A 21115-nucleotide genomic window follows, 5' to 3' on the forward strand; every position below is an offset into this window, starting at 1 on the left:
TCAAGAATTTTGGCGAAGAACATTGGCGAAGAAGATTGGTGAAAAACATTGGCAACGACAGTCCGGCTTCGATTCAATTCAACTGCAATAGATGGATAGAGGTCAGCGCATGAAACGAGGAAACACGGCTCAAGCATCCCTGCATCCAGGTGACGAGCCACTAGAATCGCCCGCAGAACTAGATCCTACGCCCGACTTTAAGCGGCTGCAAAAAGGACTCAACCTGCGGCCCTTAATTAGAACCGTTTGGCGGAATGCTTTGCTAGTGTCAGGTCTAGCAGTCACGATCGCCGTTGCCAACACCTTACATTCTTTGAGAACGCCCTACAGCTATTCGGGGGGGTTTCGGCTGCTAGTCGAACCGATTACCAGTGAAGCCAAGATGACTGATCCCTCTGTGCTTTCTCGTGGGGGCGAAGTTTCATCTTTCACAGTGGACTATCCGACGCTGCTGCAAGTTCTGCAAAGCCCTGGAATGTTAGCAAAAGTTGCCAAACGAGTTCACCCCAGCTATGGCGATGTGACCCGTGATTCTCTGTTAGCAGACTTAGCCCTCAAACGATTGGTGATTCAGCGCATCGGCACCAATTTGCTAGACAACACGAAGCTGATCGATGTGAGCTATACGGCGGGCGATGTGGGCAAAGTGCAGGCGGTTTTAGAGGCCTTCTCAAAAGAGTATCTCAACTACAGTTTAGATGCGCGCAAGTCTCGGATTAGCGGCGGGGTTGAGTTTATTGAAGGACAACTTCCCAAACTTTTGCAACGAGTTGAAACCTTGCAGCAACAGCTACAAATTTTACAACAACAGTACAATCTCACCGACCCTAACACCCAAGGGGCAGAGTTAGTCAAACAAGCCCAAGCGATCGAGAACCAGAAACTAGAGGCTCGTCGCGCCATTCAAGAACAACAGATCCTATATGCGGGACTTCAAAAGCAACTGGCACTGTCTCCTAACGAAGCGATCGCTGCCTCAGTCCTCAGCCAAGATCCCCGCTATCAGGAGCTACTAACCCAGCTTAAGAAAGTAGAAAGCGAAATTGCGGTCAAGGGCGTGCGGTTTAGTGAAGAAAGTCCGGTACTCCAGGCGCTAATCGACCAGCAAAAAAATCTAACGGCGCTACTAGGACAAGAAACCTCCCGCATTTTGGGGCAAAGCATTCCATCAGACGTGAATCCCCAGGTTTTGACCTTTCAGAACACAGTGCGGTTGGATTTGATCAAGCAGCTTGCAGACGCAGCCAATCAGATTCAGGTGTTGTCGATTCGCAATCAGGCAATCACCCAAGCCGAAGCCTTAACCGCCAATCAAGTGGGGCAGTTTCCAGCAATTATTCGCCAATACACTGAGATTCAACGACAGCTAGAGATTGCCACCAAAACCCTCAATCAACTGACAATTCAACGCGATACGCTGCGGGTCGATGCCGCCCAAAAAGAAGTGCCCTGGCAACTCGTGTCTGAACCTAAAGTTCCGGTGGATGATAAGGGCAACCCGATCGCCACCGATCGCGGCATCAAAAAGAAACTACCCGTTGGAGTCGTGGCTGGCTTGTTAGTAGGGATTCTCGCTGCTGTGCTGCTGGAGAAGATACGCAACGTGTTCTTTTGTACCGAAGATGTGCAAGATGCCATCAAGCTGCCTGTGTTGTCGGTGATTCCCTACAGCGATCGAGCGACTCTCACACCCAGCGGCAAGCTCGTTGGGCTACTTCCAGAAATAAACGCCTTAATGGAATCGTCCTTATTTCAAGAAGCGTTTAGTGCGTTGTTTGCCAGTCTGCGCTTTTTAGAATCTTCGCGATCGATTCGTTCTCTAGTAGTTGGCTCGGCTGGCCCCGGTGAAGGCAAAACCACGATCGCCCTTCATCTCGCGCAAGTCGCAGCGGCTACAGGTCAAAAAGTTTTGCTAGTCGATGCTGACTTTCGTAATCCTCAACTCCATTCTCGTCTGGGACTGTCTAATCAAACTGGACTGGCCGACATTTTAGACAAAGAACTAGAGCCAATGGCATCCGTACAACCCTCGGCGATCGCAGACAATCTATTTGTCTTGACGGCGGGCAACCTGGGGACTGATTCGCCTCGACAGCTTGCCACCAACCACATGCAGCAATTGGTTGAGCAGTTTCAGTCTGAGTTTGATCTGGTCATTTATGACACGCCACCTCTATTGGGATTGGCAGACACGAGCTTTTTGACGGCCTACACCGATGGACTGCTGCTCGTTGTGGGCATCCGCAAAGCAAAGCGATCGGTGATCATGCAGTCTCTCACTAGTTTGAAAAACTTCCAGTTGCCTGTATTAGGCGTGGTGACAAACCATGTCGAAAAAGTAGGGGGCGCTTCTTACGGCTATCGGCAGACAGATTATCAACCCAGCCAATTGCTCAAGCCGCGACGATTGTTGCCAGCGGGGGCTAAGGGAGGGATGAGGGATGAGGGATGAGGGATGAGGGAGAACTTCGTTCCGCTTCGCGAGAGGGATGAGGGATGAGGGATGAGGGATGAGGGATGAGAGAACTGCGGTTGGTTCGGGTGTTGATTGCTTTGTTGTAGACAGATTAGTCGCCGTTGACCTGAATGTTGTGTCGCTGGAAAAATAAATTGTGCTGATTACTCTGTTGTTGACGGCGATCGCGCTGCTGCTGCTGGTTCCCATTGTTGTGCTGGGGGTTGAATGTTTTGCGGCTCTGTTGCCTCGTTCAAACAGCTTACAAACGCTGCCAACTCGTCCTCAAATCTGTGTTTTGGTACCCGCTCATAATGAAGCGATCGGCATTGCTGCAACGTTAGAAACCTTGTTACCTCAACTGGTAGCGGGCGATCGGCTGATTGTAATTGCTGACAATTGTGACGATCAAACGGCTGAAATCGCCCAATCGTGCGGGGCTGAGGTAACTGAGCGAACGGATGTCGATCAACGCGGGAAAGGCTATGCGCTGGCTCACGGACTTGAATTTATTGCCTCAAATCCCCCTGAAGTTGTGGTTTTAGTCGATGCTGACTGTTGGGTGCAGGGTGGAACGATCGATCAGATTTCACGGCGATCGATGGCGAGTCAGCGACCCGTTCAGGCGCTTTATTTACTTCAACAGTCGAGCCAGCCTCATCCCAAAGAAGCGGTTTCAGCCCTGGCCTTTCTGGTCAAAAATCTGGTGCGTCCTAGAGGACTCGATCGCTTAGGATTCCCTTGTCTGCTAACGGGGACTGGAATGGCTTTTCCGTGGGCGGTGATCAATCAAGCCTCTCTCAACAATGGCAACCTGGTTGAAGATATGCAGTTTGGGCTGGACTTAGCGATTTTGGGCTATCCCCCTCAGTTTTGCCCAGACGGACAGATTACCGGACAACTCCCCCAACAGCAACAAGCCACCCGCAGCCAAAGAACTCGCTGGGAACATGGACATCTACAAACGCTACTAACCCAGGTGCCTCGCCTACTTCAAGAAGCCATTCGCCAAAAACGGGTCGATCTCTTGGCGCTGTCTTTACATTTGAGTGTGCCGCCTTTGTCATTGCTGATTCTGCTGTGGGGAAGTGTGACGGCGATCGCAACTCTAGCTAGTGTTTTAGGAACGTCGTGGTTTCCGGCAAACCTGCTGGCGATCGCAGGACTGTTGATGGTGGGATCAATTCTATCGGCGTGGGTGCGATTTGGGCGAGACCGCTTGCCCATCCAAACCTTACTAGCAGTGCCGCTCTACATTTTGTGGAAAATTCCCGTTTACTTGGCGTTCCTGATTCGTCCTCAAACGCAGTGGGTGCGGACAGAGCGCGATGTCGTTGACCTATTAGAGAAGTAGGGTTTTAGTTCTTCAGTCATACAATAGGCAGGCTGCATGTCTTTTACGATCGCTTATCTCATCAACCAATATCCCAAAGTCAGTCATAGCTTTATTCGGCGCGAAATTGCCGCCGTCGAAGCCTGTGGCGTAAAAGTTGTCCGATTTTCGGTGCGATCTTGTGCGTCCGAGCTAGTCGATGAAGCCGACAAAGCAGAGCTAAAGAAAACTCGCATTATTCTAGATGTGGGGTTAGCAGGTCTGGTTAAAGCATTGGTGCGAGTGGCGTTGACCCATCCTGTGAAGTTTGGACGCGCTTTGAATCTCACCTGTAAGCTAGGCTGGAGATCCGATCGCGGACTGTTGCGCCACTTTGCTTATCTCGCCGAGGCTTGTGTGTTGCTCCGATGGTTTGCCCAGGCAAAAGTCAGCCATGTTCACGCTCACTTTGGCTCTAATTCGACCGCTGTGGCTGCGTTGTCTCAAGCATTGGGCGGCCCGACTTATAGCTTCACGGTTCACGGCCCTGATGAGTTTGATCAAGCTCAAGGACTGGGATTAGCCGAAAAAGTCAAGCAGGCAACGTTTGTGGCGACGGTGAGTTCCTTTAGTCGCAGTCAACTATATCGCTGGTGTGACCCGGCCCAATGGTCAAAAATTCACGTCGTGCGGTGTGGACTCGATCGCGACTTCCTCCATCAGTTGCCAACCACGATTTCAGCAGAGCCTCGTTTAGTCTGTGTCGGGCGACTGTGCGAAGCCAAGGGGCAAATGCTGTTAGTTCAGGCAGTCAGTCAGCTTGTCTCAGAAGGCATTTCGATCAAACTGCTACTGGTCGGAGATGGGGATCAGCGTCCCAAATTAGAAGCCTTGATCACGCAGCTAAAGGTACAAAATCACGTTGAAATTACAGGCTGGACAAGTAGCGCGATCGTGCGTCAACATCTCTTATCGGCGCGAGCAATGGTACTTCCTAGTTTTGCTGAAGGGCTACCCGTGGTAATTATGGAGTCTCTAGCATTAGGACGACCTGTGATCAGTACCTACATTGCGGGCATTCCTGAACTGGTCGAATCAGGGCGGTGTGGTTGGCTTGTCCCCGCCGGATCGGTCGAAGCGTTGACTGCCGCCCTGCAAGAGGTGCTAAAAGCTCCCGTAGACCAGCTACAACAAATGGGACAGGCAGGCTTACAGCGAGTCGCCCAACAGCATGATGTCGCGATCGAAGCCACCAAACTCGTCGCCCTCTTTCAGTCCAGTCTAGAGAAGGCTCCTCTACAGTCGGTCAGTCCATCGGTTCAGCCTTACCCGGAGGGAGCCAGATGAAGGTATCGAATTCGATCTCAAAGCTACGATCGCGCTTTCAAGGACAATCATCGCTCAAAAAAATGGCCTTGCGCGGCGTATTTTGGAGTGTTTCTGTCTATGGATTAAGTACGATCGTGCGCCTGGGAAGCAGTCTAATCATGACGCGGCTGCTCTTTCCCGAACTGTTTGGCTTAATGAATCTAGTGTTTATTTTTATTGTCGGACTGCATCTTTTTTCGGATGTTGGCTCGGCTCCAATCATTATCCGCAGTGAGCGAGGCGATGACCCAGAACTCCTGAACAATGTTTGGACGATCCAAGTGATTCGAGGGGTGCTACTGTGGTTAGGCTGTTTAGTTCTAGCCTGGCCCGCCACTCAGATTTACAACGAACCCAGACTGATTTGGCTACTGCCGATCGTGGGAATTAGCTGCGTCATTGGCGGCTTTCATTCTACGAGTGTTTTTACGCTGACTCGACGCATGGAGTCGGGGCGATGGTCACGATTTGAACTAGAAAATCAGGTTCTTTCGACAGCCATCCTGATTGCCCTTGCCTGGTTTAATCAAAGTATCTGGTCGCTGGTAATCGGCGCACTCCTATCGGAACTGATACAAGTAGTTCGTAGCCATTTTCTAATCCCCAACTACCGCAATCGGCTGGCCTGGGATTGGAAATTAGTTAAAGAAATGTTCTCGTTTGGGCAGTGGATATTGTTGTCTACCATGCTGACCTTTCTCGCGGGACAGGTCGATCGACTGCTATCGGGTCGGCTGCTATCGTGGCAATTTCTGGGCGTTTACGGAGTCGCGCTGGCAATTTCTGATATGCCCCGTAACATTATTGCGGTGGTTTCAGATAAAGTGATTTTTCCGGCTGTTTCTCAGTTGATCGAGCTACCAAGAGAAACGCTGCGCGCTAAATTGTTGCACAATCGCAAACCTGTTCTAGCGGTATTAGCTCTAGGGCTGGCTATTCTGGTTAGTTTTGGCGATGTTCCGATTACTATCATGTACGATAAACGATACAGCGACGCGACCTGGATGTTGCCGTTACTTGCGATCGGCATCTGGCCCAATATCTTGTTTCAGACGCTCTATCCGATTTTGATTGCGATCGGCAAACCTAACTACCAAACCTGGGGCAACTTGTTCAAGCTCATCTTTACAGGGGTTGGCATTCTAGTTGGGTTCTCATTTTTGGGCGTGGCTGGGGTGATTATTGCCGTTGCGCTCAATGATCTGCCGCTGTATGGCGTGATGGCGTTTGGGCTTCAGCGAGAAGGGTTGAGTTGTCTCAAGCAAGACTTGTTAATGACAGGTTTGTTTGTAGGGCTACTGATTGGAATTTTGGCGCTTCGCTACGGGCTGGGCTTTGGGCTACCTATTCAGGGACTGCTGACCTCGTGAACCGATCACAGTAATGGTTAAAGTAACCACTAAAGATGCAAAAATTGGGAAGAAAATGATGACTTGTCATATTTGTGGGAATGCGATCGACAACCAATATCACCTTGTTTCAGAGATGATGTTTGGGCTGAGAGAACAGTTTCAATACCTGGAATGTGGCGCTTGTGGATGTTTACAAATCAGTGAAATTCCCAGCGATCTGGCGCGTTACTATCCCCAAGATTTCTACTCTTTTCAAGCCCTATCAGAGCCAAAAGCACATCCGATAGAAACTTTTTTAAGACGACAGCGAATGCAACTTTTGCTAAAGGGTAACCAGACTTTGGGCATGTTGCTTTCAAAGATCCTGAGAAAAACGTTTGGCATTGAAATTCCTGAGTATTACTATCACGATTGGTTCCAAAGAATCCACTTATCTGCTGATGCAAAAATTCTGGATGTGGGCTGCGGGTCGGGCAATCTGCTCTTAAACATGCAGCTAGAAGGGTTTACAGATTTGACAGGAATCGATCCCTTCATTGACCATGATATTGTTTATCAAAATGGCGTAAAAGTGCTCAAAAAGACGGTTCACGAACTCGAAGGAACCTTTGATTTTGTGATGCTCAACCATTCGTTTGAACATATGCCTCAACCCCTCACCGTCCTAAAAGAGCTTTATCGACTGCTCAAACCCGATCGCTACGCCCTGATCAGAACCCCCGTCGCAGACTCTTTTGCCTGGCGAAAATATCGTGTGAACTGGGTCGCGATCGATGCCCCGCGCCACCTCTACATCCACACTCCAAAAAGTATTCAACAACTAGCAAAGCAGGCGGGTTTTGAGCTAAAGCAACTGTTTTTTGACTCTCACGCCTATCAGTTTTGGGCAAGCGAACAAATTCTCAAAGACATTGCGGTTAGAGAAAGCCAGTCTCACGCCGTCAATCCCAAAGCATCGATCTTCTCTCAACAAGAAATGGCAGAGTTTACGGCTCAGTCTATCTCACTCAATCAAGCAGGTGAAGGAGATGCGGCCGGCTTTTATTTATACAAACCTAACCTAACGTGAATTCGATGAGACTTTCTCACTTCAATCGTAAATTCACGTTAAAAAATAGACTTTGAGGTAATCAAATGAATTCCACACTGATGTTTCGGCTCGACTCAAATTATTTAGAAAGTTTAGTTCTCAGATATCGAGAAGTCTACGCTCAAGCAAGGCCATTTCCTCATGTCGTGATTGACGATTTTTTGCCAACCTCTGTGCTCAACGACGTGCTGAATGAGTTTCCAAAAGTCAGTTCGATCGAGTGGAAAAAGTTTGACAACACAGCCGAAAAAAAGCTGGCATCCACCCACGAACGACAGATGGGAGACATGACCCGTTTTCTGCTTTACCAATTAAATTCATCGACCTTCCTCAATTTTTTAGAACAACTCACAGGCATTGAAGGACTCATTCCTGATCCTCATTTTGTCGGCGGTGGGCTGCACCAGATCGAAAGAGGAGGCTACCTCAAAATGCACGTCGATTTTAATCAATATGAAAGACTGCGCCTCGATCGCCGCCTCAATTTACTAATCTATCTCAACCAAAATTGGCAAGAAGACTACGGCGGACATCTGGAACTTTGGGATCAAAACATGACTCAATGCCAAAAGAAAATTTTGCCGATTTTTAACCGCTGCGTCATCTTCAGCACCACTGATTTTTCTTACCACGGACACCCCGAACCACTAACTTGCCCTGATGGAGAAACTCGCAAGTCGTTGGCGCTCTACTACTACAGCAATGGCAGACCCGCCGCAGAAATTTCGGATGCTCATACAACGATTTTTCGCGATCGTCCCGGTCTAGAGTCGCTGCACTCTCAACCGCCACTCAGTCCCAAAGCGTGGGCCAAAAAGCTAGTTCCCCCGATTTTGATTGACCTAAAAAACGCGCTACGCAAGTAGGATTCATCAATAGGATGCCAAAAGCCCATGTTTGCTTTGATCCCCCTCGTTTTGTTTGGCTGGATACCGATCGTTCTCTTTTTGTTTAAGCATCTGCCGCCTCAGAGAGCTTTGATCATCAGCTTCATTACGGCCTACTTGTTTCTGCCCGTCTATGACTATCTGATTCCAGGACTGCCTTCCTATGGCAAGATGTCAGCAACCTGTTACGCCGTTGTGATTGCGGTACTTTTCTTCGATATCGATCGCTTCAAGTCCTTTCGATTTAGTTTGGTGGATATTCCGATCGCGTTGTGGTGTCTGTGCCATGTTGCCTCCTCGTTGAACAATGGTCTCAGTCTCTATGATGGCTTTCGGGCGGCATCTGAGCGGTTTGCAGTTTGGGGAGTCCCTTACTTTTTTGGGCGGGTCTATCTCAATAGTTTGGTGGGTCTGCGAGCGTTAGCAGTCGGCATTTTTGCAGGTGGGTTGGTCTATGCGCCGCTTTGTCTGTTTGAGTTTAAGATGAGTCCCCAACTCCACAGAAAGCTGTACGGCATTGATGTCAATAGCTATGCATTTGTGCAATCCATCCGCAAGGGAGGCTATCGCCCTTATCTATTTAATGTTCATGGGTTGTCCGTTGCGCTCTGGATGTCAGCCGTCACCATCATTGCGATCTGGCTGTGGCAATCGGGTGCGATCAAGCGCTTTTGGAATATCTCAATGGGGTGGCTAGTGGGGACGTTATTCGGTCTGATGGTTTTGATCCAATCGACGGGGGCGCTGCTTTATGTGTTGCTGTCGATCGCCGTCCTGTCTACTGTCAAGTGGCTGCGTACCTCGATTTTAGTCGTCTTACTGGTTGTGGTGATTCCGTTTTATCTCTACGTGGCGGCGACCGGAAGCTTTAATGGAGATCAAATTACCCAATTCTTTTCGAGTGCTGTCAATCCAGATCGGGCCGACTCCCTACAGTTTAGGCTAAACCAGGAGAAAGCGCTGGTCGTCAAAGCTCGTGAACGGATGATTGTCGGTTGGGCAGGGTGGGGGCGATCGCGCATCGTTGATGAATGGGGACAGGATGCTTCGGTGACGGATAGTTGGTGGGTGATTACCTTTGGTGTCAACGGAGCCTTGGGACTAGCCTGCGGTACAACGGTCGTCTTGTTGCCTGTGTTGATGTTTGTCGGTTATTACCCAGCCAGAACCTGGTTGCACCCCAAAGTTGCGCCATCTGCTGCTATTTCTCTCGTTTTAGTCTTTTATATGGTAGACAACTTAGTGAATGCAATGGCAATGCCTGTATTTGTGTTGGGAATTGGGGGTCTATCTGGTTTGATGGCCCGGCATCTAGAGTCTGACCAGCTTGGCGTTGACGGCATTGATCTATCACTAGCAGAGCGTTTGGTCGTGAAACAGCTTCAGCTATCACCTGCTCAAGAAGAAGTCGATCGGGGGCGATCGCTGTAATTCACATAACCTTCTGCACTGCCCATTTGCACCACCCAATTGGCTATTTCTAATCCAACAGAAAGCCAAATGTTAGACAGCCCTCTGTATTGAGAATGAGTGGTAAAGTTGACATCCTCACCGGGCTAAAGCCAGGGTGACTCCCAAGACTCACGACTTAGGTTTCTGCTTCTTTCCATTACTGGTTTTTCGCAACCGCCCTTTCAACTCATGCTGATCAGGTCTTACGTTCGCTCCACAGACTGCAACGGTGTGTCCCACCGCCAAGATGTTTCGTGCGACGTTGATGTCCCGGTCATGGTGTGTCCCACAGTTCGGGCAGTCCCATTCACGGATATTCAACGGCAACGAATCGAGAATGTGACCGCAGCTTCCACAGCGTTTAGAGCTTGGAAACCATCGGTCAATTTTCACCAAGGTTCGACCATACCACTTGGCTTTGTATTCGAGTTGTCGTACCAACTCCGACCAAGCAGCATCGGCAATTTGCCGCGCCAACTTGGGGGTTTTCACCATGTTTTTGACTGCCAAATCTTCAACTGCAATCGTTTGATTTTCACGAATCAGTTGAGTGGTCAGTTTATGGAGAAAATCTTTGCGAGAGTCCGCAATTCTGACTTGAATCCGCGCTACCTGAATTCTGGCTTTCTCTCGGTTGTTCGAGCCTTTCTGCTTGCGAGAAAGCGCCTTTTGAACTCGTTTGAGTTTCTTTCTCAGTCGCTCAAACGGTTTGGGATTCGCAATCTTGGCTCCGTCGCTCGTCGCAATCAGACTGGTGATTCCGAGATCCAGTCCGACCGATTTTGGAGCGGGTGGAAGGGGCTTGAGGTTGGGATTGTCCACCAACAACGAAACGTGCCATCGTCCACTTGGACTCAAGCGAACGGTGATCGTCGAGGGTTCGCAACCTTGAGGAAGTTGGCGGCTCCAGCGAATCGGCAGGGCATCTTTGCACTTTGCCAAAAACACCTGTCCGTCTTTCCACTTGAACGCAGACTTGGTGAACTCGGCAGAACCACCATTCCGTTTCTTCTTGAAGTTCGGGTACTTTGCTCGTCCGGCAAAGAAGTTGCTGAAGGCTTTTTGCAGATGTCTCAATCCTTGCTGCAATGGCACACAACTCACTTCATTCAAAAACTGGAGGTCGTCTTGCTGTTTCCACCCAGTCAACAAAGCAGAGGTTTGAACATAGTCAACGCTTTCCTGTCGCTCATACCAAGCTTCAGTTCTCGCATTCAAGGCGCGGTTGTACACCAGCCTCACACAGCCCAATGTGCGACGCAGGAGCGACTCCTGTTCGGCAGTGGGATAGAAGCGATAGCGAAAGGCTTGTTCCATGACTCACATTCTCGCTTCGTTTGTGTGAGATTGTCAATCTGCACCGCGTTGAGCGGCTTGTTTGACGCTCCTATCCCTCCCTGCCCTGGAACGGCAGGGTTTCTCGGAGGTTTTCGATGAGAAAGAAAGTTAGGTTTGTTATTTTAGACTTCGAGTTTATTCACTATGACTATTACAAAGACATTCAACTAGCGCTCTCTGAAAAAGGAGTAGACTGCACGACTCAAAAAGTAGCGGGATTTGAGATTACTCGCTGCAATTCAATTAACTTAAAGAACTTAAAGCGGGCATTTAGAAAAGAAGAAAATGAGGTTATAGTATTCATCCCTGACACCACCGAGTTGTATTTGAAAGAGCCGGACTTGAGTATTATGTTCTCTGGTTATCGCTCCTGGTGTGACGCTACTCGCCTAAAAATCATTCCGCACATTTGGACTCCTAACTCAGGCACCGCAGACATAGAAGCTTTACAGTGGAAGCACAAGCCTGCCTTGTCTATCGGATTTATGGGCAACTCTTATGAGCATTCGGGAGGAGCAAAGTTAGCCGCCTACCTCCCCACATTTTTGAAGAAGAAGTTCGTCCAGGGATGGCATCTCAAGTATCTCGAATTTCTACTTAGCCCCAAAGGGATGAGACTGCCTGTTCTCTTCTTTCCCTGCATCGCCAGAATCGAGGCTCTAAGAAACTTAGAAGCGTCGAATCTACCACTAGATATTGTCAGAAAAGGGGCTTTTGTACCCGACCCAAAAGATGCTGAGATTTATAGAAGCCATTTACTCAACAATACTTATGTGCTTTGTCCAAGAGGGGTCGAAAACTATAGCTTCAGATTTTATGAAACACTGTCATGGGGCAGAGTGCCTGTGCTAATCGACACAGATATGATGTTGCCTCCTCACGTCGATTGGGATGAAGTCTGTATTAGAGTTCCTTATAGCAAACTGGATCAACTAGAAACGATAATTCGCGAGGACTATGAAACAACCTCAGAAGCCGCCTTTATCGAAAGGCAATCTAGAAGTCTGGCACTCATAAAGGAGTTGAGAGAGAAAAACTGGCTACATGAGATTACCGAACAAATTTTTGCACTGACCTGAGCGAAAGGAGCACCTAACTAACATGCCTGGTCTAAGTCAACTAAACAAAACACATCTGCTAGTCGTGATCTTGAACTATCGTACTCCCGATTTGACGATCGACTGCCTACGATCCTTACTCCATGAGGTGCAGTCTGTACCTAATACACAAGTTGTTGTTTCAGACAACGATTCTCAAGATGGCTCTGTTGAAAAAATTGGAGCAGCAATTGAGACCGAAGGTTGGGGAGCGTGGGTGTCTCTGATGCCGCTGGATCACAATGGGGGATTTGCGTTTGGCAATAATGCAGTCATCCGCGCTGCCCTCGACTCACCTGATCCGCCTGCCTACTTTTGGTTACTCAATCCAGATACGATCGTGCATCCCGGTGCATTAAAGGCATTGATTGAATTTATCAGCGATCGCTTTGATGTGGGAATTGTGGGTAGTCGTTTGGAAAATCCGGATGGCACCTGTCAACATTCAGCCTTTCGGTTTCCGAGTATTTTTAGTGAGTTAGATTTTGGCCTGAGTTTGGGGCTGGTGTCCAAATTGCTATCCAGGTGGGCGGTCATTCCGCCAATCTCCGAAGCAGTCTGTCAAACGGATTGGCTATCGGGAGCCAGTATGATGGTGCGTCGTGAAGTCTTTGAGACAGGAGGACTGCTGGATGAGCAGTATTTTATGTACTTTGAGGAACTAGATTTTTGTCGCCAAACGCAGCGATCGGGCTGGTCTTGCTGGTATGTGCCCCAGAGTCGAGTCATTCACCTGGTCGGACAAAGCTCTGGTATGAATACAAACACGATCAAACGCCTTCCTCAATACTGGTTTGATTCGAGACGCTACTACTTTCTCAAAAATCATGGCTGGTGGTATGCTGCGATCGCGGATGCTGTCTGGCTAGTTGCCTTTGTTTTACGCAAGTTCAGGCAGTTTCTCCAGGGCAAGCCAGAACAAACCCCACCCAAGCTACTCCAAGATTTTTGGACAAACAGTGTGTTCTTTAAAGGCAAACAAGCCTGAGTCAAGTAAAATTCGCCACTTGAAGCTGTCCGTTTAGACAACTGTCCTCTACTGGGATTGCAAAATGCACCATTGTGATTTAATGAAGCAATGTCCGCTCTATACAAGCACACAGCGGATCGGACAAAGGGCTTTTGACAGAGCAAGTTTAGGAGCGAACGTTACAATGTCCAACGCTTCCAGTCTCTCACCGTCCCCCAGCAACTTTTGAATTAGCGATGGCATCACAAGTTTCTGCTACAGAGCCAGATTGGTTACGCGAAAAATGTAGTGGCTGGTGGGAGCCGAGCCGTCAGTTGATCAAAGCAATCCGAGGCTATCAATATTGGCGGCCGCGCGGTGGAATGATTGGTCGATCGCTGGCTGCTTTGGCAATTCTTCAACATCGATTTTGGAGTGTGGTAACGGGGTCTGACATTCCCTTAAACTGTCAAATTGAAGGCGGATTGCTTTTACCGCATCCCAATGGCGTGGTGATTCATCCGTCGGTGTTGATCGGGCCAAACTGTCTGATTCTTCAGCAGGTGACGATCGTAGGTGGCGTAGAAATTGGCGGACATGTAGACATCGGAGCAGGTGCCAAGATTATTCGGGCGGTCAAAATTGGGGATCATGCTCAGATTGGGGCAAATGCTGTCGTGCTGTATGATGTGCCACCCGGAGCTACTGCCGTCGGCATTCCAGCAAAAATCATTCGGGCTAAAAGTTCTGACCTGCTGCTTGATGCCAAGTAGCTAAAAGAACATCTAGTTCAGCAGATTCATCAATGAATGTTACCAGATTAAAGCTTCCAAAACTAACTGAGTGTAGCCTTAGTAACTTTAGTAGCCACAATAGACACTAGATCAAACCGTTTCGTTGCTTTCTGAGCTTAATTGTTCCAGGTTCACTAACCCTGCCTTTTAGAAAAGTCCAACTGTTGCTGTGATTGCTGATGACTATGACACTGAATAGGACACGACCGATCGAGATTGTCTGCTGTACTCCCTTTTTTGAAGAAAACTGGCGCTGGTTTTCAGAAGAATTCGATCGACAGCAGTTTCGCTGGACATTTTTTAACGATCGTCCCCAGGGAGCGATTGAAACTGCGATTCGTCGCCCTAACTTATCCATGATTCGGGCTTGTTGGCAGGCTGTCGTCTATGTAAAAAAACATCAGGTTCAACTATTAGTCACCCACGATCCGAGAGTTTCTTTTTGGTGTGCCGTCTTTGTGTCGCTGCTCCAGGTCAACACTGATCACATTGCCCATTCTTTTAACTTTCCTGCCCTGCCACGCGGACTTAAGTATCACTGTATGAAGTGGGCGTTTGCTAACATCAGTCAGTTTATGGTTTACTCCACCTTTGAGCAAACGCTTTATCGAGACTATTTTGGGCTGGCGATCGAGCGAATCAAAGTCGTCTTTTTTGGAGCCAGCAAACCTCAATTTCTGTCTGATGAGGGCGATCGAGAGGACTATATTTGTGCCATTGGCGGCAACTCACGGGACTATCCCACGCTGATACAAGCGTTAGAAAAGTTACCCAACATTCCTACAATACTGGTGGTTAGACCCGACAATCTGGAGAAGCTAAAACTGCCTTCTCACGTCAAAGCCTTTGTGAATATCCCTTTTCCTAAAGCAATGTCGATTTTGAAGCATTCACGCTTTATGGTGCTGCCGCTCAAAGGCTCTGAGGTTCCCTGTGGTCATGTGACGCTGGTCGCTGCGATGCACTTAGGAAAGACGTTTATTGTGACAGATTCTCACGGGGTGAGTGACTATGCACAACATGAGGACAATGCAATTTTGTGCGATCCGTTTGATCCCGATGGGTTAGCGGATGCGATCGCAGCCCTCTGGAATGATCCCAAAAAGTGTCAGCGTCTGAGTCAGAATGCGCTGGGCTTTGTCGAAAAGCATTGTTCTGAAGAATCTACTTTGTCCGACTTTCGACAGCTTTTAGCAGAGCGAGGTCTGTATCAACCGACGTGAGACAAAGATTTTAAAAAACGTGCATTCGATGAAGTTTTTTTGCTTCGTTGTTCACGGCTTCTGCCCCCCAAGCTGCCAATTTTGGCGGACTTTCAGAGAGGAATTCTGGTTCAAAGTCCCTCACTCGTGGGGGATTTAGGGGGCGTTCCTGGATCTAAAAGCGAAGCGAAGCGTTCATCGAACTGACGTTAGAGCAAGATTTTCAAATCAAAGTCCCTCACTTGTGGGGGATCTAGGGGGCTGCCCGGATTGACGACCGCAGCGAAAGATTCCGTCGAATTTGCATTAAAAAAATTCTACGACTGCCAACGGACGATCGTCTGCTGGTAGATTTCAATCATGCGATCAATCTTGCGTTCCCAGTCAAAGTGTTGGGCTACTCGCGCTTGTCCGGCTTGTCCCATCTGCGATCGTAGCGTTGGGGACTCAGCCAACTTCAACATCGCATCCGTAAACCCCTTCACCAAAGCCTCTCTAGAAGTTGGATCGATCAAAAATCCGCAGTCTGCATTTACATAGTCCATCGGCCCACCCCAGTTAGTCGCAATCACCGGGAGTCCCATTGCCATTGCTTCTAAGACCACGGCTCCCCCACATTCGAGTAAGCTGGTGAGTACCAATCCATCCGCCGCCTGTAGCCTACTCGCACAGTCTGATTGTGAAAGAAAGCCCGTAAACTTAACGTGATCAGACAGCTTGAGGCTGGCAGATTGGGCTTCTAGTTGTTGCCGCAGTACCCCATCGCCGATGATTTCTAAAATCGCTCCCGTCTGAGCCGCAACAGGCTGAAAAGCGTCTAACAACAAATCGACCGCTTTCCAATCGACCAGACGACCAATATAGACAAACTGAACGCAGCCGTAGGGATCTTTGGGCTGGGGAGTGGACGATCGCCACACAGACAAATCCACTCCATTTTCTACCAGTTCGATTACCGTTCCACGAATCCCGGCTGGAAGTGCTTGTTTTGTACGCTGATTGGCAACCAGGAGCGTCTCTGCCTTCAGTTTGCCAGGTAAAAGGTGATTGCACCCATTGGAGACTGATCGCCCCAGTGAGACGGCCCGTTCTACCCAGTGACTTTGGCGCGATCGAAAAGCAGGCGGATACTCCATTCCTCCATTCATCGGCCCGATGACGACAGGCGCTCCGATCGCAAACATGAGCGATGGCTGCTTGGGAGATACGGGAATCGGCTCGTGAACGACATCGATCTGGTGTTCTCGCACTAATTGACACACGATTCGATGCTGAATCATTTGGGTATACAGGTGCATCAAAAGTCCTGTCGTTGCGCCTGCTATCTGCCCTGGCAACAGTTTTCCTAGCTGATAGAGCGATCGATGTACCCAGGTATCCGCGACGAAGTGCATGTGATCAACCGCCTCGGGAAGCAACGTTTGCAGTTCAGCTTGAGTCCGGGAATGAGCAACTAGCCAGGTGTCGATATTGCGCGATCGCAGCAGACGAAAGTAGTGTAGAGGCAAAAAGGCTTCCCCTCCAAACTTGGCAGAGGCATGTTCAGCAACAATCACAACTTTCATAAACGTTTTTTAATACAGCTTTTCCAGGTCAACTTCTTTGGGACAAGCTCAAAGCACCGAACATTAGACTTTCTGCACGAATCATAGATGCCCTCCGAAGGCTCTTGCGAAGCTAACATTAATCGCCAGGGTATTTTGATTCAAACACGTCATTCCTGCCTGTACTCAATGAGCTTTGTTGGAGCGCCCAACCATCGACTTCCCAAAAACTTGATTGCGCCCCCGGCCTGTGCAAACTTGCCCAACACACAGAAACTAGCATAGAGCAGGGCATGTCTACTACAGACATTCTTCTGACGCTGATGGACAAAAATTCGACTAAATAACACTAGGTAACCTATCAGCAGAAGTAGGCTGAAACCTTGAGTCATCCCAACCATCCCAAGGGCAACTATCGGTAAGCCCAACCCCCAAAAAACAATACTTTGAGTTTCGCGTAGCCAGTGTCGATCGGGAGTCTGCCCATGTAGCCAGGCCCCTTCTGCATAAGCATAGCCCGATCGCAGAGTTCGCTTCCACCATTGTCTGAGATGGATCATTTGAGCATCGTGCAGGGTCATTTCGGCATCCAGTCGCCAAATCTGCCACCCCGCTTGACGCAATCGAACACAAAGCTCTGGTTCTTCTCCCGCAATCAACGTCGGATTAAAGCCCGCCACTTGTTGAAATGCCTGTACTCGCATCATCGCAATCCCGCCGCATTCTTTTACCTCGCCAACGGGCGTATCCCACTCCATGTCACACAGTCGGTTATAGATTGATAAGTCTGGAAAGCGCTCCCGCACTCGACCACAGACGATCGCTGCTTGATGATTAGTAGACAATTCTGTTTGGGCCAGTTCTAGCCAGCCTTCAACCATTTCACAGTCGCCATCGACAAATTGCACAACCTCGATCGTCGGAGCAATCACCAACAAATGCTCAAATCCTGCGTTTCTAGCGCGCGCTGCCGTAAAGGGAATCGAAAGATCCAAGTTGACAACCGCAACTCCGAGCGATCGGGCCAGTTCTACACTGCCATCGGTTGATCCCGAATCGACATAGACAATCCAAGCTGCCTTACCAATTGCCGACAATAAGCATTGGTGTAATCGCTGACCTTCATTGCGCCCGATCGCAACTAATCCAATTTGATTCAAAATGAGTACCTAAAGGTAGAAAGTCCGTCTCAGGCTAGTTCTGACTTATCAACCAGGCTGACAATTCTAACTAGAAACCTGTGTGATTAATGACTTTGCTTGATGCGGTTATTCATCATTCAACTAAGCAGAAGTCGCCCAACTCACTGCCTCAAATAACATCGGTAATGGTAACAAAACAGCTTGCCGACCACTTATCGCACTGACTTTACCATCCTTCTAAAAGTGTTTTTGCTCGATCGCCTCCCACACAATAATTAGCAAACTTAATAATTAGCAAACTTAATTTTCCAGTGTTTTTACTGTTAAATCATGATAGAAAGAAAATAGCAATAGGACAGCTTTGGTCTTTTTCAAGTCCTTACAGGGGTGCACTGGGTCAAAAACTCTGATCTTCTCAAAAAGGCACTCAACTCAAGTTTATTTCTTGGTGAAGATTATATGAAGCAGTGAGTTCTCTCTGTAATTTCCTGGATACTGATGATGGTGCAGTCGCTAAAACAAGTGAAAGCGATCGTTCTTTGAACACTTGTTCACGTTGTGAATACTACAGAGTTTGTAGAGACTTTGGACTCTAGCCTTTGGACAGAGAAGCAGGTTTAGTTTCTTGTCTAATGTTCTGTGTCTGGTGTCTCTTGTCCGAAAAATCCAGCTATTTACCAGAGATCTGTTCTTCTAACCTCAATTTCAACCTCAGAGTAGATTGTTTTAGCAACTCCGATCTACAGCTTTGAGGCGGATTTTAAATGGTTATTCTCAAGAAAAATGTTAGCGGAGTGTTCATAACTATCCTCCATTTAGAAAAGTTAGGTATGTTCAATCCTGAGTTTGGTTCTCTGACTGATTTGAGTTCGGTTAATGTGCATAGCAATCGAGTAGCCGCCCTACAATCATCGCTATTAGAAAATGGGATCAGCGCCTCCAGTGATCCAGCGATCGCGCCGCCCTCTACTGGAAAGGGACTATTAGGCCAATATTACGACAACAAATTCAACAGTCTCAAACTAACCCGCCTTGATGCAGCAATCGACTTTAACTGGGGAGGCGGCTCGCCTGATTCTACTGTTCCGATCGATCAGTTCTCAGTGCGCTGGACTGGAAAAATACAGCCTGCCTACTCCGAAACTTACACCTTCTACACGCTCTCAGATGATGGGGTCAGACTATGGATTAATGGGCAACAAATTATTAACAATTGGACAGATCACTCCCCGATTGAGGACAGCAACGCTATCACTCTGATCGCTGGTCAAAAGTACGACATCAAGCTTGAATACTACGAGGGCACTGGGGGAGCCGTCTCCAAACTAAGCTGGTCTAGCCCCAATCAGCCCAAAGAAATCATTCCGCAAGCTCGCCTCTATGAGCCAGATTTGACCCTGCCCACCGCCGACCTAACTGCACCAGATGTCTTCAACAGTGGCGGGACGAGCTACCGCTTTACGGTCACCTACAAAGACACTCAAGCTATCAAACTCGCCACAATTGATCGTCAAGACATTCTAGTGAGTGGGCCCAATCGCTTTAGTCAACCTGCACAGTTAGTCAGTGTTAGCGGCGGGGGCGGTCTGGTGACAGCGACCTACAGCATTGACGTTCCGGGGGGTGCGTGGGATGCGATCGACACAGGCAGTTACACCGTTGTACTTCAAGCAAATCAGGTCAGCGATACAGATAACAACTTCATCCCAACAGGGACTTTGGGCACTTTTCGGGTCGATCTGGCTCCGCCCACAGCGACGTTTAGGGGGACGACTGCGATCGCGGGTGGAACTGATTATCGTTTTACCATTGTCTACAGTGATGACACAGCCGTTTCTCGCAGAACGATCGACAATCCCAACATCGTGATTAGCGGCCCCAATAACTTTCGTCAGATTGCACAGTTTAATAGCGTCAACAGCGATCGAGATGGTCGCTCGCTCACTGTCCTTTATGGCACCAACGCACCAGGCGGCATTTGGGATTCAGCCGATACGGGCACTTACACCATCACCCTACAGCCCAATCAGGTCAGCGATGCTAATAGCAATTTTATGCCTACTGAAGTGTTAGGCAGCTTTCAGATTGATTTGACTCCACCGACAGCAACCTTAAGCGCGACACCTATCACTGAGGGAAGTAGCCGCTATACCTTCAGTGTCTTGTATGGAGACGAAACAGGTGTGAGCCGATCGACGATCGACAATCAAGATGTTCTCGTCAATGGCCCTAAGAACTTTAGTCAACTAGCAAAGTTAGTTAGCACCACGCTCGAACCAAGTCGCCCCCTGATCGCAACCTACAGCATTGATGCCCCCGATGGTGTCTGGAAATCAACCGATGCTGGCACTTACTCCCTCGCACTTCAAGCAAACCAGATTAGCGATCTCAATAGCAACTTCACCTCCGCTGGTGTTTTGGGCACGCTCCAAGTCGATTTTGTGGCACCAACGGCCCAACTAGCGGTCTTAACTCCTGTAGTTAGAGGCAGTAACCGCTACCGTTTTGAGGTGACTTATCAAGATGATGTTGCCGTGGGACGATCGACGATCGACAATCAAGATATTCTCGTCAACGGCCCCAAAAACTTCAGTCAACTGGCGAAATTAGTCAGTGTTAAAGGTGATGGAGATCGTACGGTTCTGGCTACTTATGAAATCGAAGCGACTGGTGCCTGGGATTCAGCCGACACGGGAGACTATAGAATCACGCTACAAGCCAATCAGGTCAGCGATTTGGGCGGCAATTTTGCACCCACGAGCTTTCTGAATATACTGCGGGTCAGCTTGCCGGGTGATGATTTCAACGGAGACGGTAAAGCCGATGTGCTGTGGTACAACCCTGACACCCGCAATGTAGAACTGTGGCTAATCAATGGAGTAGAACCGCCAGGAACTAAGATAGTTGGCAACAATAACTCCACAATTGAGCAAATTGGCGACTTTAATGGGGATGGTAAAAGCGACCTGGTGTGGCGCAAAAAAACAGGCGAAGTTGAGGTTTGGTTTTTTGATGGGTTTAGTTCGATCAAGAAAGTAATGCTGCCCTATCTGGTGCCTGCTGATTGGAGTTCGACGATCGGTGACTTGAATGGAGACGGCAAAAGCGACCTCTTCTGGCGCAAAGATACGGG

General features: G+C 48.7%; 15 protein-coding genes. 12 read left to right on the top strand and 3 right to left on the bottom strand.

Going from position 1 to position 21115, the window contains the following annotated elements:
- Positions 1-109 precede the first annotated feature (109 nt).
- The 7 genes from ACKFKF_RS19265 (at position 110) to ACKFKF_RS19295 (ending at position 9895) form a co-directional block, all read left to right on the top strand.
- On the top strand, positions 110-2452 hold the full coding sequence (locus ACKFKF_RS19265) for a GumC family protein (RefSeq protein ID WP_446869180.1): 2343 nt from the start codon (positions 110-112) through the stop codon (positions 2450-2452).
- A gap of 160 nt (positions 2453-2612) precedes the next feature.
- Positions 2613-3809 (top strand): glycosyltransferase family 2 protein, encoded by a 1197-nt coding sequence (locus ACKFKF_RS19270; protein ID WP_446869181.1) that lies wholly within the window; start codon positions 2613-2615, stop codon positions 3807-3809.
- A 36-nt stretch (positions 3810-3845) separates the two neighbouring features.
- Complete coding sequence (locus ACKFKF_RS19275; RefSeq protein WP_446869182.1) at positions 3846-5114, top strand: glycosyltransferase; 1269 nt, start codon at positions 3846-3848, stop codon at positions 5112-5114.
- Positions 5111-6505: an oligosaccharide flippase family protein gene (locus ACKFKF_RS19280; RefSeq protein ID WP_446869183.1), complete on the top strand. Its 1395-nt coding sequence runs from the start codon at positions 5111-5113 to the stop codon at positions 6503-6505. The genes ACKFKF_RS19275 and ACKFKF_RS19280 overlap by 4 nt, the downstream gene beginning before the upstream one ends.
- A gap of 58 nt (positions 6506-6563) precedes the next feature.
- Positions 6564-7556 (top strand): class I SAM-dependent methyltransferase, encoded by a 993-nt coding sequence (locus ACKFKF_RS19285; protein WP_446869184.1) that lies wholly within the window; start codon positions 6564-6566, stop codon positions 7554-7556.
- Between the two features lie 65 nt (positions 7557-7621).
- Positions 7622-8443 (top strand): 2OG-Fe(II) oxygenase, encoded by an 822-nt coding sequence (locus tag ACKFKF_RS19290; protein ID WP_446869185.1) that lies wholly within the window; start codon positions 7622-7624, stop codon positions 8441-8443.
- A 27-nt stretch (positions 8444-8470) separates the two neighbouring features.
- Positions 8471-9895 carry an O-antigen ligase domain-containing protein gene (locus ACKFKF_RS19295; protein ID WP_446861507.1) on the top strand — a complete coding sequence of 475 codons (1425 nt, stop codon included), beginning with the start codon at positions 8471-8473 and terminating at the stop codon, positions 9893-9895.
- 150 nt (positions 9896-10045) lie between these two features.
- Here the strand turns inward: ACKFKF_RS19295 and ACKFKF_RS19300 are convergent, their stop codons facing one another.
- Positions 10046-11233 carry an RNA-guided endonuclease InsQ/TnpB family protein gene (locus tag ACKFKF_RS19300; protein ID WP_446869186.1) on the bottom strand — a complete coding sequence of 396 codons (1188 nt, stop codon included), beginning with the start codon at positions 11231-11233 and terminating at the stop codon, positions 10046-10048.
- A 116-nt stretch (positions 11234-11349) separates the two neighbouring features.
- Between ACKFKF_RS19300 and ACKFKF_RS19305 the strand changes: the two genes are divergently transcribed.
- The 4 genes from ACKFKF_RS19305 to ACKFKF_RS19320 all read left to right on the top strand — a co-directional run bounded on the left by ACKFKF_RS19305 (position 11350) and on the right by ACKFKF_RS19320 (position 15317).
- Positions 11350-12333, top strand: a complete 984-nt coding sequence (locus ACKFKF_RS19305; RefSeq protein ID WP_446869188.1) for an exostosin domain-containing protein — start codon at positions 11350-11352, stop codon at positions 12331-12333.
- Positions 12334-12355: 22 nt separating this feature from the next.
- On the top strand, positions 12356-13339 hold the full coding sequence (locus tag ACKFKF_RS19310) for a glycosyltransferase family 2 protein (protein WP_446869190.1): 984 nt from the start codon (positions 12356-12358) through the stop codon (positions 13337-13339).
- 218 nt (positions 13340-13557) lie between these two features.
- Positions 13558-14073 carry a serine O-acetyltransferase gene (locus ACKFKF_RS19315; protein WP_446869192.1) on the top strand — a complete coding sequence of 172 codons (516 nt, stop codon included), beginning with the start codon at positions 13558-13560 and terminating at the stop codon, positions 14071-14073.
- Between the two features lie 206 nt (positions 14074-14279).
- The gene (locus ACKFKF_RS19320) at positions 14280-15317 is read left to right on the top strand and encodes a glycosyltransferase family 4 protein (protein ID WP_446869193.1); all 1038 of its coding nucleotides are present in this window, start codon (positions 14280-14282) and stop codon (positions 15315-15317) included.
- 296 nt (positions 15318-15613) lie between these two features.
- Here the strand turns inward: ACKFKF_RS19320 and ACKFKF_RS19325 are convergent, their stop codons facing one another.
- A complete protein-coding gene (locus ACKFKF_RS19325; protein ID WP_446869194.1) occupies positions 15614-16861 on the bottom strand; it encodes a glycosyltransferase family 4 protein in 1248 nt (415 codons plus the stop codon).
- 149 nt (positions 16862-17010) lie between these two features.
- A complete protein-coding gene (locus ACKFKF_RS19330) occupies positions 17011-18000 on the bottom strand; it encodes a glycosyltransferase family 2 protein (RefSeq protein WP_446869196.1) in 990 nt (329 codons plus the stop codon).
- Positions 18001-18746: 746 nt separating this feature from the next.
- Here ACKFKF_RS19330 and ACKFKF_RS19335 point away from each other — a divergent pair.
- Positions 18747-21115, top strand: a 2369-nt coding sequence (locus ACKFKF_RS19335) for a PA14 domain-containing protein (RefSeq protein ID WP_446869198.1), incomplete at its 3' end; no start/stop codon positions are given.

It is taken from the genome of Phormidesmis sp. 146-12, assembly GCF_052939495.1.

Coding starts and splice junctions, on each gene's coding strand:
- ACKFKF_RS19265 (WP_446869180.1), top strand. CDS start 110: ATGAAACGAGGAAACACGGCTCAAGCATCCCTGCATCCAGGTGACGAG.
- ACKFKF_RS19275 (WP_446869182.1), top strand. CDS start 3,846: ATGTCTTTTACGATCGCTTATCTCATCAACCAATATCCCAAAGTCAGT.
- ACKFKF_RS19280 (WP_446869183.1), top strand. CDS start 5,111: ATGAAGGTATCGAATTCGATCTCAAAGCTACGATCGCGCTTTCAAGGA.
- ACKFKF_RS19285 (WP_446869184.1), top strand. CDS start 6,564: ATGACTTGTCATATTTGTGGGAATGCGATCGACAACCAATATCACCTT.
- ACKFKF_RS19290 (WP_446869185.1), top strand. CDS start 7,622: ATGAATTCCACACTGATGTTTCGGCTCGACTCAAATTATTTAGAAAGT.
- ACKFKF_RS19295 (WP_446861507.1), top strand. CDS start 8,471: ATGTTTGCTTTGATCCCCCTCGTTTTGTTTGGCTGGATACCGATCGTT.
- ACKFKF_RS19300 (WP_446869186.1), bottom strand. CDS start 11,233: ATGGAACAAGCCTTTCGCTATCGCTTCTATCCCACTGCCGAACAGGAG.
- ACKFKF_RS19305 (WP_446869188.1), top strand. CDS start 11,350: ATGAGAAAGAAAGTTAGGTTTGTTATTTTAGACTTCGAGTTTATTCAC.
- ACKFKF_RS19310 (WP_446869190.1), top strand. CDS start 12,356: ATGCCTGGTCTAAGTCAACTAAACAAAACACATCTGCTAGTCGTGATC.
- ACKFKF_RS19315 (WP_446869192.1), top strand. CDS start 13,558: ATGGCATCACAAGTTTCTGCTACAGAGCCAGATTGGTTACGCGAAAAA.
- ACKFKF_RS19320 (WP_446869193.1), top strand. CDS start 14,280: ATGACACTGAATAGGACACGACCGATCGAGATTGTCTGCTGTACTCCC.
- ACKFKF_RS19325 (WP_446869194.1), bottom strand. CDS start 16,861: ATGAAAGTTGTGATTGTTGCTGAACATGCCTCTGCCAAGTTTGGAGGG.